The organism is Lentzea sp. NPDC055074, from assembly GCF_053608005.1.
In genome coordinates, this window is the sequence record NZ_JBSGUQ010000018.1 from 79,623 (window position 1) to 94,834 (window position 15,212).

The 15,212-nt window shown below is 67.4% G+C and carries 17 protein-coding genes; 8 read left to right on the forward strand and 9 right to left on the reverse strand.

The features are described 5' to 3' along the window. Positions 1 to 75: 75 nt before the first annotated feature. Entirely contained in the window at positions 76 to 1,875 is a 1,800-nt protein-coding gene (locus ACWF7A_RS33005; protein WP_452254421.1) for a Xaa-Pro dipeptidyl-peptidase, read from the reverse strand. Between the two features lie 107 nt (positions 1,876 to 1,982). Between ACWF7A_RS33005 and add the strand changes: the two genes are divergently transcribed. Continuing rightward, positions 1,983 to 2,984, forward strand: a complete 1,002-nt coding sequence (gene add / locus ACWF7A_RS33010) for an adenosine deaminase (RefSeq protein ID WP_452254422.1) — start codon at positions 1,983 to 1,985, stop codon at positions 2,982 to 2,984. Then, on the forward strand, positions 2,981 to 3,292 hold the full coding sequence (cutA, locus tag ACWF7A_RS33015; protein ID WP_452254423.1) for a divalent-cation tolerance protein CutA: 312 nt from the start codon (positions 2,981 to 2,983) through the stop codon (positions 3,290 to 3,292). Before add ends, cutA begins: the two co-directional genes overlap by 4 nt. Here cutA and ACWF7A_RS33020 read toward each other — a convergent pair. Beyond that, positions 3,275 to 5,299 carry a helicase gene (locus tag ACWF7A_RS33020; RefSeq protein ID WP_452254424.1) on the reverse strand — a complete coding sequence of 675 codons (2,025 nt, stop codon included), beginning with the start codon at positions 5,297 to 5,299 and terminating at the stop codon, positions 3,275 to 3,277. The two genes, cutA and ACWF7A_RS33020, sit on opposite strands and share 18 nt — an antisense overlap. Before the next feature lie 288 nt (positions 5,300 to 5,587). Here ACWF7A_RS33020 and ACWF7A_RS33025 point away from each other — a divergent pair, with 288 nt between their 5' ends. The 3 genes from ACWF7A_RS33025 to lspA are packed head-to-tail and all read left to right on the forward strand — an operon-like array spanning position 5,588 to position 7,893. Then, positions 5,588 to 6,886, forward strand: coding sequence for a 6-phospho-beta-glucosidase (locus tag ACWF7A_RS33025; protein WP_452254425.1), 1,299 nt, complete (start codon positions 5,588 to 5,590; stop codon positions 6,884 to 6,886). 4 nt (positions 6,887 to 6,890) lie between these two features. Then, positions 6,891 to 7,358, forward strand: coding sequence for a YybH family protein (locus ACWF7A_RS33030; RefSeq protein ID WP_452254426.1), 468 nt, complete (start codon positions 6,891 to 6,893; stop codon positions 7,356 to 7,358). A 49-nt stretch (positions 7,359 to 7,407) separates the two neighbouring features. After that, positions 7,408 to 7,893: a signal peptidase II gene (gene lspA / locus ACWF7A_RS33035; RefSeq protein ID WP_452254427.1), complete on the forward strand. Its 486-nt coding sequence runs from the start codon at positions 7,408 to 7,410 to the stop codon at positions 7,891 to 7,893. On the opposite strand, the gene ACWF7A_RS33040 is transcribed toward lspA, so the two are convergent. After that, positions 7,865 to 8,494, reverse strand: a complete 630-nt coding sequence (locus ACWF7A_RS33040) for an endonuclease V (RefSeq protein WP_452254533.1) — start codon at positions 8,492 to 8,494, stop codon at positions 7,865 to 7,867. The two genes, lspA and ACWF7A_RS33040, sit on opposite strands and share 29 nt — an antisense overlap. A 13-nt stretch (positions 8,495 to 8,507) precedes the next feature. Then, positions 8,508 to 9,470 carry a DUF3500 domain-containing protein gene (locus tag ACWF7A_RS33045; protein WP_452254428.1) on the reverse strand — a complete coding sequence of 321 codons (963 nt, stop codon included), beginning with the start codon at positions 9,468 to 9,470 and terminating at the stop codon, positions 8,508 to 8,510. Between the two features lie 125 nt (positions 9,471 to 9,595). Between ACWF7A_RS33045 and ACWF7A_RS33050 the strand changes: the two genes are divergently transcribed. After that, the gene (locus tag ACWF7A_RS33050) at positions 9,596 to 9,943 is read left to right on the forward strand and encodes an ArsR/SmtB family transcription factor (protein ID WP_452254429.1); all 348 of its coding nucleotides are present in this window, start codon (positions 9,596 to 9,598) and stop codon (positions 9,941 to 9,943) included. Then, on the forward strand, positions 9,936 to 10,472 hold the full coding sequence (locus tag ACWF7A_RS33055) for an SRPBCC domain-containing protein (RefSeq protein WP_452254430.1): 537 nt from the start codon (positions 9,936 to 9,938) through the stop codon (positions 10,470 to 10,472). Before ACWF7A_RS33050 ends, ACWF7A_RS33055 begins: the two co-directional genes overlap by 8 nt. A 103-nt stretch (positions 10,473 to 10,575) precedes the next feature. On the opposite strand, the gene ACWF7A_RS33060 is transcribed toward ACWF7A_RS33055, so the two are convergent. From ACWF7A_RS33060 to ACWF7A_RS33075, 4 genes are all read right to left on the reverse strand, one after another. Beyond that, the gene (locus ACWF7A_RS33060; RefSeq protein ID WP_452254431.1) at positions 10,576 to 11,517 is read right to left on the reverse strand and encodes an MBL fold metallo-hydrolase; all 942 of its coding nucleotides are present in this window, start codon (positions 11,515 to 11,517) and stop codon (positions 10,576 to 10,578) included. Positions 11,518 to 11,556: 39 nt separating this feature from the next. Then, positions 11,557 to 11,985 (reverse strand): CBS domain-containing protein, encoded by a 429-nt coding sequence (locus tag ACWF7A_RS33065; protein ID WP_452254432.1) that lies wholly within the window; start codon positions 11,983 to 11,985, stop codon positions 11,557 to 11,559. A 145-nt stretch (positions 11,986 to 12,130) separates the two neighbouring features. Continuing rightward, on the reverse strand, positions 12,131 to 12,310 hold the full coding sequence (locus ACWF7A_RS33070) for a hypothetical protein (protein WP_452254433.1): 180 nt from the start codon (positions 12,308 to 12,310) through the stop codon (positions 12,131 to 12,133). Between the two features lie 194 nt (positions 12,311 to 12,504). Next, positions 12,505 to 13,470 (reverse strand): DUF6923 family protein, encoded by a 966-nt coding sequence (locus tag ACWF7A_RS33075; RefSeq protein WP_452254434.1) that lies wholly within the window; start codon positions 13,468 to 13,470, stop codon positions 12,505 to 12,507. Positions 13,471 to 13,795: 325 nt separating this feature from the next. Between ACWF7A_RS33075 and ACWF7A_RS33080 the strand changes: the two genes are divergently transcribed. After that, positions 13,796 to 14,554, forward strand: a complete 759-nt coding sequence (locus ACWF7A_RS33080) for a bestrophin-like domain (RefSeq protein WP_452254435.1) — start codon at positions 13,796 to 13,798, stop codon at positions 14,552 to 14,554. Here the strand turns inward: ACWF7A_RS33080 and ACWF7A_RS33085 are convergent. Beyond that, complete coding sequence (locus ACWF7A_RS33085) at positions 14,551 to 15,207, reverse strand: EcsC family protein (protein ID WP_452254436.1); 657 nt, start codon at positions 15,205 to 15,207, stop codon at positions 14,551 to 14,553. The two genes, ACWF7A_RS33080 and ACWF7A_RS33085, sit on opposite strands and share 4 nt — an antisense overlap. Positions 15,208 to 15,212: the final 5 nt, after the last annotated feature.

Genomic DNA, 15,212 nt, shown 5'->3' on the forward strand with positions numbered 1-15,212 from the left:
GGGCGGGGGTGGGGGGGGGGGGTGGTGGATTGTGCCCCGCTCCGCGCCCTGCTAGGCCCACCCCGCGGCGACACGTCAGAACGAACCGAACACGGTGCGCCAGCCGCCGACGACCGGCAGCTCGACCGACGTCCGGGTGAGGTCCAGCGACAGGCTGGCACCCGGCTTCGGGCGCAGCGTGTAGTCGTAGTCGCTGGAGATCACGACGAACTCGAGCCGGTGACCGGCCTGCAGGACGTAGTCGTCCGGCACGATCGGCACCTCGACGTCGTAGAACTTGCCGGGCTTGATCGGCGACGTCCTGTCAGGACGCTCTCGGTTCTGCGGGTCGGTCGAGCCGCGCGTGATGACGTGCGACCTGCCGTCCGCCGCACGGTCGACGAGCAGCGTCGTCACGTTCGCCGCGGGCCGGTCGAACGCGACCCGCAGGTTCGCCGTCGACTTGCCCGACAGCCGCACCGGCTTCTTCGCCGGCTCCGACGTGTAGGAGAGGCGGTTCGGCGAGGTGGCCAGGTCGATCAGCGACTCGGCCGTCTTCGTCGCGTCGTCGGTCAGCTGCTCGACGCCGCGGCCGGGCAGGATCCCGAGGCCGCCCTTGGTCGTTCCGCCCGTGGACAGCCGCAGCCGCACGTCGGACGTGCCGGGGGCCGGCCAGTCCTTCTCGTCGACCCACGTCTTGTCCTCGCGCTGGATCGTCGCCTTCGGCTCCTTGTCGATGCCGTTGCGGTGACCCCAGAGGTACTGGGTGAACCAGCGGTTGAGCGTGCGTCGCCACTCGACCGAACGCAGCGTGTCCGCGTCGGTGTGCCCGGACTGGTGCAGCCAGATCTTGTGCGGCGTGCCGACCTTCTTCAACGCCGAGTACCACTGCTCGACGTGCGTCATCTTGACGTTCCAGTCGTTGAGCCCGTGCACCGCCAGCACGGCCGCACGGACCTTGCGGACGTCGTTCATGTAGTTGCGCTTGTCCCAGAACCGGCTGTAGTCACCGGTGATGCGGTCCTGGTCCTTGGCGATCTCGGCGATGATCGGCTTGCAGATCTCCCTGTCCGCGCGCGTGTAGACGTACTCGGCGAGCACGTCGGCGTCCTCACCCTGGAACGTGCCGGGTGCGACGACGGCGCCGTCCGCGCGGTAGTAGTCGTACCAGCTGGAGATCGCGGCGATCGGCACGATGGCTTCGAGACCGCGCACGCCGGTCGAGGCGACGGCGTTGGGGAGCGTTCCGTTGTAGGAGACGCCCATCATTCCGGTCTTGCCGGTGGACCAGGTCGCCTTGATGGCTTCGCCCGTGGCGGTGCGTGCGGTCGCACGGCCGTTGAGCCAGTCGACGACGACACGCGCGCCAATCGTCTCGTTGACGTCGCCCGTCGTCGGGCAGCCCGTGGACTTGCCGGTGCCGAGCGACTCGGCGTAAACGACGGCGTAGCCACGCGCGATGAAGTAGGCCTCGTAGCGACCCGACGTGATCGGGTTCGGGCCGAGGGCGGCGGTGATGCGTTCGTCGGAGGAGGACTTCAGCAAACGGCCGTTGCGCTTGTCCGGCACGTACAGCTCGACGTCGACATTGTGGTTGGCAACGTCGTTACCGCCCGAGAAGTACGGGCTGACCATGTAGACGACGGGGACCTTGAGACCGCGTTCGGTGGCACGTGGCCGGACGACCTCGGTGTAGACCTCGTCGTCCTTGCCGTCGCGGTCGCTGTCGACCGGTGCCCGGACCCAGAGGCTCTCCTTCACCACGTCCTTCGGATCGAAGACGGGTTGCGCCTCGCCGTCCAGGAACACCGGCCCTTCGGCGGCTTGAGCCGTCACGGGCAGGAATGGCAGAACCAGCACCGCTGTCAGCAGTGCAACTCTTCGTGCGCCCCTCACGAGGCACCCCCAATGCGGAAGCCAGAGACAGGGATCGCCCTGCACCCTCTCCTTTGACTGCAAGACATGTCACCCGTCGAACGGCCCTTGACCTGAGAGCATGGACCGTGCACATTTCCGACTTCGTCCACGCGTTGCCGAAGGCCGAGCTGCACGTCCACCTCGTGGGCGCGGCTTCCGTCGACACCGTCCTCGCGCTCGCGCGCAACCACCCCGGTGGGCGGGTGCCGACCGACGAGGCCGCTCTGCGGAAGTTCTACGAGTTCAGGGACTTCAGACACTTCATCAACGTCTACGGCATCGTCAACGACCTCGTCACCACCGGCGAGGACATCCGCACACTCGTCGTCGGATACGCCCGTGACGCCGCCCGAACCAACGTCCGCTACGCGGAGCTGACGATCAGCGCGACGAGCCATCTGCGGGCGGGCATCGCGCCTGACGAACTCGTCGAGGCGTTGAAGGCGGGCAGGAACGAAGCCCTCGCCGTGCACGGAGTCGCGCTGCAGTGGATCTTCGACGTTCCCGGCACATGGGATCGCGACTGGGGCATGACCAGTGCGCGGTTCGTCGCCGACTACCGGCCCGAGGGCCTCGTCGGGTTCGGGTTGGGCGGGTTCGAGTCGGACTCGCCGCGGGCTAAGTTCCGCGAGGCGTTCGCGATGGCGCGCGACGCCGGGTTGCACATGGTGCCGCACGCCGGTGAGACGACGCCGCCCAGTGAGATCTGGGCCGCGGTGCGCGATCTGCGCGCCGAACGGATCGGTCACGGCGTCAGCGCGGTACAGGATCCCGAGCTGGTGCGGCATCTCGCCGACGAGGGCGTCGTCGTCGAGGTGTGCCCGACGTCGAACATCCGCACGGGTGCGGTGACCTCGTTGGACGAGCATCCGTTGCCACGGCTCGTGGAGGCCGGTGTGCCGGTGACGATCAGCACGGACGACCCCGGCATGTTCCACACCGATCTCGACCGCGAGTACCTGCTGTGCCACGAGCGGTTCGGGTTCGGTCGCGACGAACTCGCCGGCCTCGCACGGGCCGCGGTGCGGGCGTCGTATGCGCCTGCCGAGCTGAAGGACCAGTTGCTGAAGGAGATCGACGCCCTGTGAGTGTGAGTGTGGTGACGACGACCGTCGACTCCGAGGAGATCGCGGAGTCGCTGGCGAAGGGCATCGTCGAGGCACGGCTCGGCGCGTGCGTGCAGATCGTGCCTATCCGCAGCGTCTACCGGTGGGACGGCGAGGTGCGCGTCGACGCGGAATGGCAGTGCGTCGTGAAGACGTCCACCATCCGCGTCGACGAACTCGTCGCGCACATCAAGGCACACCACACCTACGACGTGCCGGAGGTCGTCGTCACCCCCGTTGTCGGGGGCAACGACGACTACCTCACGTGGGTCTCAGAGGAGACCTCTTAGGTGACGTGGCAACGGCTCGGTGTGCAGGACGCCGAGCCGTTGCGTCGCCCTCGTCAACGCCACGTACAGCTCGCTGGGCGACATGCGTTGCGGTTCGACGACGAGGACGACGTCGAACTCCAGCCCTTTCGACGCGCGTGGCGGCATCCAGCCCTCGCCGATGACGGCGATCGTGCGTTCCTCGTGTGCGTTCGCGTGCGCGTCGAGTTCGTCGCGCACGGCCGCCGATATATCAGTGACGCGGCGGGCCCACGGACGTACGCCGGCTTTGCGCACCGACATCGGCGCCGACGCGTCCGGGTCAACGAGCTTCAGCACCGGGGTGGCGACCGCCATGATCTCGCCGGGCGTGCGGTAGTTGACCTCCAGCCGGCGGTAGGCGAACCGGTCGAACACCGATCCCCAGCTCCGGACTCCGCCCGCCGCCTGGCGCTGAGCCAGGTCACCGACGACGGTCATCGACTTGTTCGGGCATCGGCGCAGCAGTACGCGCCAGTCCATCGCGGACAGTTCCTGTGCTTCGTCCACGACGACGTGGCCGTAGGTCCACGTGCGGTCGTCGGCGGCTCGTTCGGCGAGGGTGCGCTGGTCGCGGACCTCGTGCCGGGCGGCCAGCACTTCGGCGTTGACGAAGTCCGTGACGATGTACTCGTCGGAGTCCGCACGCTTGTCGATCGACAGGACGTCCATGACTCCGCGCGCGTAGTCGAGCTGTTCCTCTTCCTCTCGTCTCGCCGCGCGCTCTGCGGTGCCGTCGGACCCGAGCAGGTTTGCGAGCTCGTCCAGCAACGGGACGTCGGACACCGTCCACGCCTCGGCGTCGAGCCGATGCAGTTCCGGTGCGCCGATCCGGAAGCAACGGCCCCCGTACAGGTCGGCGAGCAACTCCTCCGGGGTGAGCAGCGGCCACAGCCTGTCGACGGCGTCACGCAACGCGGTGCTGGTGCGGAGCTCGTGGCGGACGTCCTCCTCGATCTCCGGCCAGTCGACACCGATCAGCTTCATCGCCGGGGCGACGAGTTCCTCGGCGAGAGCAAGGAAGAAGTACTTGCGCGCGGCGTTGTGCGGGAGCTCGTAGTAGCGGGTCTTCTCGCGCGCGACGGCGGCGACATGCGCGTCGAGCGGGACGACAACGTCCTCCAGTTCGATCTCGACGGGCTCGTCGGGAAGCTCCTGCCGGTCGGCGACGGCGACGGCCAGCAGGTCCAGAACTGATATATCGCCTTTCAGTCGCTGCAACGAAGGCGTGTCCTCGACGCCGGTCACGACGCCGGGGTACAGCTCGCCGGGTGTCGCGAACACGACGTCGGTCTCCCCCAGCGACGGCAGGACGTCGCCGACGTAGTGAAGGAAGCCGGTGTTCGGTCCGACGATCAGGACTCCGTGGCGTGACAGGCGTTCGCGACGCGTATACAGCAGGTATGCCACGCGGTGCAGGGCTACGGCGGTCTTGCCGGTGCCGGGACCACCTTCGATCACCAGCACGCCGGGGCCCGAGTAGCGGATGATCTCGTCCTGCTCGGCCTGGATGGTCGAGACTATGTCGCGCATCGTCGCGGTCCTCGGCGCGTTGAGGGCGTCGAGCAGTGCTGTCGTGTCGGTCAGCAGCTCGTCGTCGTGGAAGTCGCACAGCTCCCGGTCGCGAACGCGGAAGTGCCTCCGGAGCACGACGCCCTCCGGGTTCGCAGCGGTCGCCGTGTAGAACGGCCGCGCAGCCGGCGCGCGCCAGTCCAGCAGCAGCGGTTCGAAGTCGTCGTCGAACAGTCCGACGCGTCCGATGTAGGTGCATTCGCCGGTCTCCGAGTCGATGCGGCCGAAGCACAGCCCCGCCTCGGCCGCGCGGTACTTGCTCACTTCCCTGGTCAGCAGCTCGACCGAGGTCTCGCGGTCCAGTCGCTGGGTGGCGGTGTCCCGCAGCGCGGCCGCGAGGTCGGCGGCCGCTTTGTTCCGTTCTTTGTCGAGCTTTTCATACAGAGAGGTGATCCGTGCCTGTTCGCTCGCCAACACCTTGCCCCCTGTGATACAATCTTTTTATCTTCCCGGAAAATTGATTCCGAAAATCCAAAGCCATTCTTTCTATCACACTTCAGTCGTGCGCGGCACCCTTTGCGAGAGCCCGCGATGAAGAGGATCTGGCTGGTCAGCGGCTCAGACTGTCCACGCGGACGTTCCGGCCATCCACCAGCAGTCCTGTTGCCCGGCGGCCGCTGATTCGTCGTCGGCCGCACGTGGAAATGTAGGATTCGACGAAACGGTCGACGCTGCGGAAGAGGCCTGAATGGACGTGGTCGAGGCATGAAGCTGGTCATCCTGGGCGGCGGCGGTTTCCGCGTGCCTCTCGTCTATCACGCGTTGCTCGCCGACCGTTCGCCTGGCCGCGTGACCGAGGTCGTACTGCACGACCTGGACGCCTCGCGGCTGTCCGCGATCGGCGGAGTCCTGGCTGAGCTCGCGAAGGACGTAGCGGATGCGCCGGTCGTGACGACGTCGACCGACCTCGACGAGGCGGTGCGCGGCGCGGACTTCGTGTTTTCCGCGATCCGCGTCGGCGGGCTCGACGGGCGCGCCGCCGACGAGAGCGTCGCGGCGGGCTGTGGTGTGCTCGGGCAGGAGACGGTCGGCGCCGGAGGCGTCGCATACGGACTGCGCACCGTGCCGGTCGCGCTCGACATCGCACGCCGCATATCAGTGCTGGCGCCGGAGGCGTGGGTCATCAATTTCACGAACCCCGCCGGCATGGTCACCGAGGCGATGTCCGCGCACCTCGGCCACCGCGTCATCGGCATCTGCGACTCCCCCGTCGGGCTCGGCAAGCGGGTCGCCCGGGCCGTCGGCGCCGATCTTGAGGACGCGTGGCTCGACTACGCCGGTCTCAACCACCTCGGCTGGTTGCGAGGCGTCCACGTGCGAGGGCGGGACGTGTTGCCGGATCTGCTCGCGGACACCGAGCGGCTCGAGTCGTTCGAGGAGGGCAAGCTCTTCGGCTCGGAGTGGCTGCGGACATTGGGCGCGATTCCGAACGAGTACCTGCACTACTACTACTTCACGCGTGAGGCGGTGGAGTCCGGCGCGTCGCGTGGGGCGTTCTTGCTGGAGCAGCAGAAGCAGTTCTACGCGGCGCCTTCGTGGGACAGCTGGGAGCGGACTCGTCTCGAACGCGAACAGACGTACATGGCCGAGACCCGCGACGACGAACGCGACAGCGACGACCTCGACGGCGGCGGCTACGAGCGGGTGGCCCTCGATCTGATGCATGCCATCGCGTCCGACAAGCAGGCCACCTTGATCCTCAACGTGCCGAACGGGACAACGTTGGCGTGTCTCGACAAGGAGGCCATCGTCGAGGTGCCGAGTCTTGTCGACGCGAACGGCGCGAGGCCAGTCTCGGTCAGTCAGGTGCCGGATGAGGGCGTCGGGCTCGTCACCGCGCTCAAGGTCGTGGAGCGCGCCACCATCAAGGCGGCCATCAGCGGTGAGCGTGCAGATGCGGTGAAGGCGTTGGCCCTGCATCCGCTCGTTGACTCCGTGACCGTCGCACGGAAGATCGTCGACACGCATCCGCTCCTGTCCGGAGTCTTCCGCGCTACCTTCTGAGGTCGTGGACACCGACCTGTTGCGGCAGCTCAACAACGACGTCTGGCATCCCTTCCGGCAGGCCTACGCCCGGCTGGACGCGGCGTCGTTCCTGGGCCTGTACTCGCCGGACCTGATCCGGGCGGGCGGGCCGGCGAAGCAGGTGACGAGGTTCTCCGAGTACGCGGACCAGACGGAGAAGTGGTTCGCAGAGCTCGCTGATCGCGGCAGCTCGGTCACTGTGTCTTTCCGGTTCGTCGAGCGCATCGCGACTGACGACGTCGCGAGCGAGCGCGGCATCTTCCAACTCGTGTCGACGCGTGCGGACGGCGACGGGCGCACGTTCTATGGCCGCTTCCACACGTATTCGCGGCGAACGGACGGACGGTGGCGCATCTGCGTCCACTACGACACGGACGAGCGGTCGGCGACGTTGGAGGAGGAGTTTCACGCGGCGATCGACGTCGACGACGTCGACGCGTTCAGGGAGTGACGAGGGTCTGATGCCGAGTGGTGGTGTTCTTAACTACGCTCGACCGCAAATGGACACCACCACCTCTCGCCGCGTGCCACTCGTCATGGGCATCGCCGTGCTCGTGCTGCTGCTGGACCAGGCCACGAAGTTCTGGGCCGAGAGCGCGCTGACCGGCCGCGCGCCCATTCCCGTACTCGGGGAGTTCCTGCAGCTCAGGCTCCTCTACAACCCCGGTGCCGCGTTCTCGATCGGCGCGGGGTCGACGTGGATCTTCACCATCGTCGCGGCCGTCGCCGTCGTGATGCTCGCGCGGTACGGCATGCAGCCACAGACAAAGCTGCGGGCGTCCGCGCTCGCGTTGATGCTGGGTGGCGCGACGACGCACCTGCTCGACCGGCTGTTCCGGCCGCCGGGCTTCGCACGCGGGCACGTCGTCGACTTCCTCGATTACAACGGCTGGTTCGTCGGCAACGTCGCGGACATCGCGCTGGTCGGCGGGGCGATCCTGCTCGTGCTGCTGAGCTTCACCCCGACGAAGCAACCTGCCGAGTGAGCGTGTCGGCGCGGCGGGTCGTCTCGGGCAGTCGGTAGCGCGGGGCCAGACGCAGCACCTCGGCGCACGCCCGGTCCAGGTCGATCTTGTGGCCGACCGACACGAAGACGGGTTTCACGCCGTCCTGCGTCCGCAGGGCTCTGCCGACGACCTCGTCGCCGTCGTCGCCGGCCATGACGAGGTCGCTCGTCGACCCGCGGGCGTGGCCGGGCTGCTCGAACGCGCCCATCGCGTTCTTCGCGACGCCGATGCTCGGGATGCCCGTGTGCACGCCGAGATGACACGCCAGGCCGAACCGGCGCGGGTGCGCGAGGCCCTGACCGTCCGCGACCAACAGGTCCGGCGCGACGGTCACCTGATCGAGGGCGCGCAGCAGGACAGGCATCTCGCGGAACGCGAAGAGCCCGGCGATGTACGGGAAGTCCGTCTTGTCCTCGACGACGACCTCGTCTAGGACGACCAGCGATTTTGCATCGAACACCACGCAGACGCCTGCAACTGTGTCGTTGCTACGGTAGCCGACATCTAGGCCCGCAACGGTGTCTATCCGCAGGTCAGGTGCACTTTGGGTGATTACCTGGGCGCGCAGGTGCTCTTGCATCGCTACGGCGTCGTCAACCGTTCTGGGCCACTCCACGGACGCCAGTGTGCCGTGACTCGTCGTGGTGGGCGGCGATCAGGTCGTCGCCGAAGTCACCTGAATGGCGACGCCAGACGGTGTGGACGTGGTTGGCCTCGTTGGCCGTGTTGTCGTACTCGATGAGCAGTTCCGGGCCCTGGACGCGGTAGTAGTGGCCTTCGCCTCGGCGCAGCGATCCTTCCCAGGAGAAGTGCAGGTGTTCCTGGTCGATCTGGGCGAACTCCTCGTCGGCCAGTTCGTAGGAGAGCCGATCGAGGTAGAGGCGGACGATGTCGACGAGCAGTTCCGCGGCGGGTTTGCCGAGCTGTGCCGGTGTCACGCCGACCGGCTCGGACGGGCTGATCCGTGGCGCGTTGCCGGTGCGGATGTCGTGCGGCGCGGTGTCCGCGACGACGGCCAGGCGGCGGGCGGTCGGGCCCATGCGGTCCAGGAGTTCGCGGGCCAGCTCCTCCTCCAGGCGCAGTGGCTGGCCGACGACGCGGCCTCGGTAGGTGACGCGGGCCGGGTTCGCGCCCAGGAAGAACGGCGTGGCCGAGACGCGGCCGTTGGCGACGACAACATTCACCGACAGGTGGTGTCCCTCGACGCGCCAGCCCCACGGGTCGTCGCCTGGGGTGCCGAAGAGCACTGTCGAGAAGTCGCCGCTGTGACGGTCGCGGTGCCCGCCTTCGCGGTGGTCGAGCACGTCTTCCAACGCCATCACCGCTGCGGCTTGCGCATAGGCGTGCGGGCTGAGCACGGTCGCGAGCATGCCGTGCACCGCCTTGCGCTGGTCTCGTCGAAGTTCGCCCAACGCGAGTCCGGGGCGTGTACCGGGTGTATACGCCCAGCGGTGCCTCAGGTCGTCGTCGGTGACCTCGCGGATCGCGTGTTCGTGCTGGTCAGCAGCGAGCAACCTAATATATTGGTGCGTGGCGTCAGCGACGTCGTGCAGCATGATTCGAACTTATAGGCCTTGAGGTCGCGGAGCAGCTGGTAGCAGTTCGGCGGCGTCGCTGAGGCCTCGCCGTTGCCGATCCGATGCTCGACACCTGCGGTCTTAGGTGTTAAAAACCTTACGTAATGAAGTTGCCACATGATGACGACGCCGTCTGGCGCGCCCTCGCGAACCCGCTGAGGCGCGCGATTCTCGACGTCCTGCGCAAGGGCCCGCGCACCACGGGCGAGCTGGTCGAGGAGTTGGAGACCAGCCGGCATGTCGTCATGCAGCACCTCGGTGTGCTCCGCGAGGCCGATCTGGTGCTCGTGGAGCCGCGGGGCCGGAAGCGGGTCAACCACCTGAATCCCGTGCCCATCCAGCAGATCCATCAGCGGTGGGTCGCGCACTACGAGCAGAACTGGGCAGAGGCGCTGGTCGGCTTGAAGCTCACGGTCGAGAGCGCCGAACAGGAGGATGAGGACGTTGGCTGAACCCGGCACCGAGCTGCTGCACAGCATCGTGATCGCCGCGCCCATCGAGAAGGTGTGGGCGGAGATCACCAAACTCGACGGCAAGCAGCGAGCCATGATGGACGCGATCCTCGACTCGGCGCTCGAACCGGGCGCGCCGCTGTACTACCGGTCGACCGATGGCAAGCGGGTCTTCGTCGTCGGCCGCGTCGTCGAGGTTGATCCGCCGCGACTGCTCTCGCACACGCAGCGGCTCACCATGCGCGACGATCCCTGGACCGTCGTCTCGTGGGAGCTCGAAGAGGTCGACGGCGGCACGCGGGTGACGCTGCGCAACTCCGGTTGGCCCGAGGGCGTCAAGCGGCTCGACAAGGTCGACGCGACCTGGAAGGGCATTCTCGCCGCGCTCAAGCAGGTCGTGGAGTCCGGTGACGTCGGCGCCGGCCTGAGGTTCCAGTACGCCATGATGCGCGCCTTCATGTGGGCGATGCCGGCGGGCACCAAGACCGAGAACGTCCCCGAACCGCCCGGCATCGGCCAGGCCGTCTGAAACGTGAAACCTGGTTTAGCAATGACTCGTTTGACGACGAAGTCCAAAGAATCATTGCTAAGCCGCAGGTCAGCGAAGCAAGGAAGCAATATATTGGTGTGAGCTAGGCGTGGCAGGCGATGGGGCCGCCGTGGAGCTCCATCATGTCCATCCAGACGCGAGGGAGTTCGAGGCGTTCGAAGAGGGGCTTACCGTCCAGTTCGTGGAAGGCCCGGTGGAGGTTGCCGACGAGTCGTTCGGACTCCTGCCACGACGAGAAGCGTGACTCCCCCGCGGCGAGGACGGCTTCCATCGGGGTCTTGCCGGTCCTGTGGGCGGACGTAGCCAGTTCTGACAAGTAGGTCGTGTAGGCGACCAGGTCGTCGAGGACGCTGGTGATCTCTGGGCCTCGCAGTAGCGGACCGTGACCGGGGACGACGACCTCGGCGTCGAACGCGCGCAGGAACTCCAGGGCGGACAGGTAGCCGTGGATGCTGCCCTCGGCGAGGAACGGCTGGCCGCCCGCGAAGACCAGGTCGCCGGTGAACAGGACGCGCTCGGCCGGCAGCCAGACGATGGTGTCGCCGCGGGTGTGGGCCGGGCCGGGGTGGTGGAGCTCGACCACGCGCGTGCCCAGGTGCAGTGTCATGGACGTGCTGTAGGTCAGGGACGGCGGGCGGACCTCGAGGTGGCCGTAGTCCGGGCCGGTCAGGACCTGCGCGGCGATCAGGCCGGCGGCGAGCACCTCGTCGCGGCACGCGTCGTGGCCGACGATCACGGTGGACGGTGGCATGAGCCAGTTGCCGTAGGTGTGGTCGCCGTGGTGGTGGGTGTTGATGACATAGCTCGGGTCCGCTGGGCACACCGACGCCACCGAGGCGAGCAACGCGCGGTTGCGTGCCTCGGTGGACGTGGTGTCCACGAGCAGCAGCGTGTCATCCGTGCCGACGACGGCGCCGGTGTTGTTGATCATCCAGGACCCGTCGGGCTGGACGTAGGCGTGGACCCCTGGTGCGACCTCCACCAGTTCTGGGACGAGTGCGGGCCGGTCAGGAGAAGGTTTCACCCGATCCAGCGTAGTGAGGAGTCCCTGGTCCGGCTGTGGTCAGCCCTGGGCGATGTAGGCCTGCAACTGGTCGTGCGACTGCTCCAGCTGGCCGATCCGGCTCTTCACCACGTCGCCGATGCTCACGATCCCGACCAGCTGCCCGTCGGACAGCACGGGCACGTGGCGGAAGCGCCGCTCGGTCATCACGACCGTGAGGCTGTCCACCGTGTCCGACGGCGAACAGGTGAAGACGTCGGCGGTCATGATCGCCGACACGGGAGAAGACAGCAGGTCGACGCCCACTTCGTGCAGTCGGCGCACCACGTCGCGCTCCGACACGATCCCCGTCACGCCGGAAGGGCCGACGACGACGATCGCGCCGATGTTGTGTTCCGCGAGCGCTCTCAGCAGTTCGGACACCGGGACGTCCGGGGCGATTGTCGCGACCGCCGATCCCTTGGTCCGCAACACGTCAGCGATCCTCATCTGGCGCCTCCGATCCTGTCGGTCCGGGTAGCAACTCAGGCTAGATCGGATTCGGACAGAACGGGAGATCAAGCCCACGAAGGGAGCAGGGGACGTAGCCGATCGGCCACGTCCCCTGCTGGTGTCGCGCCTGGTCCGGCGTCGGCTACGCGGTTCCTCCGCGGCGACGGGTCGCGAACTGGCGCGGCTGGACCACCGGCACCCGCTGCTGTGGCAGCTGGAAGTGCGTGTTCTGGTCCTGCTTGCCCCGCTTCTGCGCACGTCGCGCAGCGCGGTTGCCCGGCTCGGGCTGGGTCTCGGGCTGGGGTTGGCTGGTGTCAGGCATGCGAAAGCCTCCTCGCGAAGAGGGCGTGCAAAGGGCACGGCGAAAGACGGCCGTGAGAGAAGGACCCGCGCATGGGTCACCGAGAAAGCGCGCGACGTCGAGGTCGCGAGGGCAGCGTCGAGAGCGCTGCGGGCTTCATCAGATGTACAGCATGCCCGCAACGCTAGCGACGCCTTCGCGCCGTGCCAACCGAATTAACCGCGGCCCCGTGCGGCGGCCGCGCCGGCGCCGAGCATCACGAGGATGACGGTGACCATCGCCCACTTTCGGGACTTGGTCATCGGCGTCGTCTCGGGGTAGAGCGGAAGTTCCTTGCGCTGCTCGGGTTTCTGACGTGCGGCACGCACCGGCACCGGTTGCTGCGGCCGCGCGGGAGGCGGTGAGGGCGCGACGGCGGGAGGCTGCTGCACGACCGGAAGAGGCGCCGGTACCGGCGGCACCGTCGTGGTCGGAACGGGCGGGGCGGGAGGCGCTGGGGGCGGCGGCACCTCGGGACGGGGCGCGGGCGGTTCGACGCGCGGTGGCATCGGGGTCGGCAGGCAGCCCGCCGCGTCGATCATGCCCATCTGCGGGCCGCTCGCGAGCTCTTCCGCCGTGGCACCCGTGATGCGGTAGAAGCGGCTGCGGCCCTTGTAGCCGTTGTTGATGGTGTAAACGGTGCCCGCCGCGTCGATCAGCACGGCGCCGTACGTGGACTTGCCGGGCAGCCCGGCGATCTCCGTCTTGCCCAGCACCCGTCCGGACACCGGGTCGAACGTCACGACCTCGCCCGGCCCCCGGCCTGCGGCCGACACCCCCGTGAGCTTCCCGCTCGCCGGGTCGACGGCGAAGTCGTCGAGCGTGAGGGCAGGCCAGCCCAGGACGACGGTGCGCACGATCTTGAGGTACGTCGGGCTGCCCGGGTCGATGTCGATGGCGTGCAGCCGGGCGTTGTCACGCACGTAGAACGTGGTGCCGACGACCGCGCCCGCGGACACGTCGTCGGTGCGGAACCAGTGCGCGTCAACGGGTCCGAGGTCGTTGACCACGCCCTTGGTGTCGATCAGCACGATGTGCGACGGGTTCTTCCACCAGTGGTGGCCCTTGGACGTGAGTCCCACCAGACGGCCGAGCGTCGCCGAGTACCCCAATGCATTCAGTGCGTAGTCCAGGCGAGCCACTTCTGTCACTCCACCGGATGAAACGTCCACTTTCGTGAACATCGAGAAGTCTCCACCATGGGATGAACGCACTTGATAAGCATCACAGTTCGGCGCCGCCGCGTGGGCAACGGCGCTGGTGAACGGCGTGGAAAGCACCAATAGCGACGAGACCGCGCTCAACGCGAGCGAATCCCGCCGCCACCGGAATGGAGTAGCCCAATACGACAACCGGGTATTTGTGCTGTTGCCGCGCATTCCCACCTGACCATTACTCGTCAACCCCACCTTGCTGTACCGGCCACAGTAGACCGTGGTCTAATCCCACACCAAGAAAGGAGCCGAATTGAGCATTTACCTCAGTGGCACGCTCTGGGTTCTCGGTGCCGCCGCCATCTCCGCCGTTCTCGTCGTCATCACCCGCCGGTTCGGCTCGGAGGAAGTGAGCGAGAAGAACCTCGGCGCGGGCGGATCCGTGTTCAGCATCGTCGCCGGCCTGCACGCGGTGCTCGCCGCGTTCATCCTCATCTCCCTGTTCGACTCGGCCAACAGCGCCGAGGAACAGGTGCAGAAGGAGGCGAACGCGCTCGTCGCCGTCGACTGGTCCTCGGACTCGCTGCCCGAACCCGCGAAGTCCAAGGTCGACCAGCTGATCCGCGACTACGTGTCGACCGTCGTCGACGACGAGTGGCCCCGCATGCGCGACGGCGAGGAGATCGGCAACCAGGGCTGGACCACGTTGAACCAGCTCAGGGACACGATCTCGACGGCGGCGCCGGACGGCGGCTGGCAGGAGGACCGCAAGGCCGAGGCGGCGAACCAGCTCTGGGAGGTCTACCAGGCCCGGCAGGAACGGCTGGACGCGGCGGACAACGGCGTCAACCCGGTCGTGTGGCTCGCCCTGCTGATCGGCACCGGTCTCTCGCTGCTGTTCCCGTACCTCTTCCGCGGGCCGACCCTGACCTCACAGCTGCTGATCACGATCACGCTGAGCTCGACGCTGGTCCTGCTGCTCTTCGCCATCTACCAGCTGCAGAACCCGTTCAGCGGCGGGGTGCTCATCCCGCCGGACGCGTTCAGCTCCGCACTGGACAGGCTGAGCTAGCGCGAGTCGGCCGTTCCGTCCGCTTCCTCGATCTCCACGGACAACACCTCGCCGTCGATGACCTTCGGCAATACGTCCGTGTGAGTGAAGTAGCGGTTCGCGAATGCGCCGACGGCTCTGGTGGAGGCGGCGTCGACGCCACCGCCGATGACGCCGCCCAGCAGCGGAACGCCCTTCGCGGCGACGGTGCCGAGTTTCTTCGTGCCGTATTTTGTGATGAGTGCCGACGCGGCCTTCTTGGTGAACTGCTTGATGCCGACCTTTTTGAACAGCTCGGTTCCGGCATTCCCGAGAAGGCACAGCAGGATGGCCATCTGCACCTCGTCGCTGTCCACGTCGTGGCCGCGCAACGACGCGATGGACGCGATGAGGTGCGTCTGGATGACGTACGTGGCCGCGATGTTGGACGGCAGCGAGACCGGCAGCGTGATCAGGCCGCCGAGGTTCGTGACGAAACCCTGCGCGCCCGCCAGCGCGACGTGCGTGCGGATGAGGTGCTTGATCGCGTCGTTCTCCTCGCCCTTCTTGGCGAGGGCGTCGGACGCGGACTCACGGGCGCTCTTGAACGGGCCGAAGCCGTCCACGCCGGCGCGCAGCAGGTAGTCGGCGATGCCCTGCTGGACCTTGTTCAGCTCACCTTTGGACTCAGCCACAAACC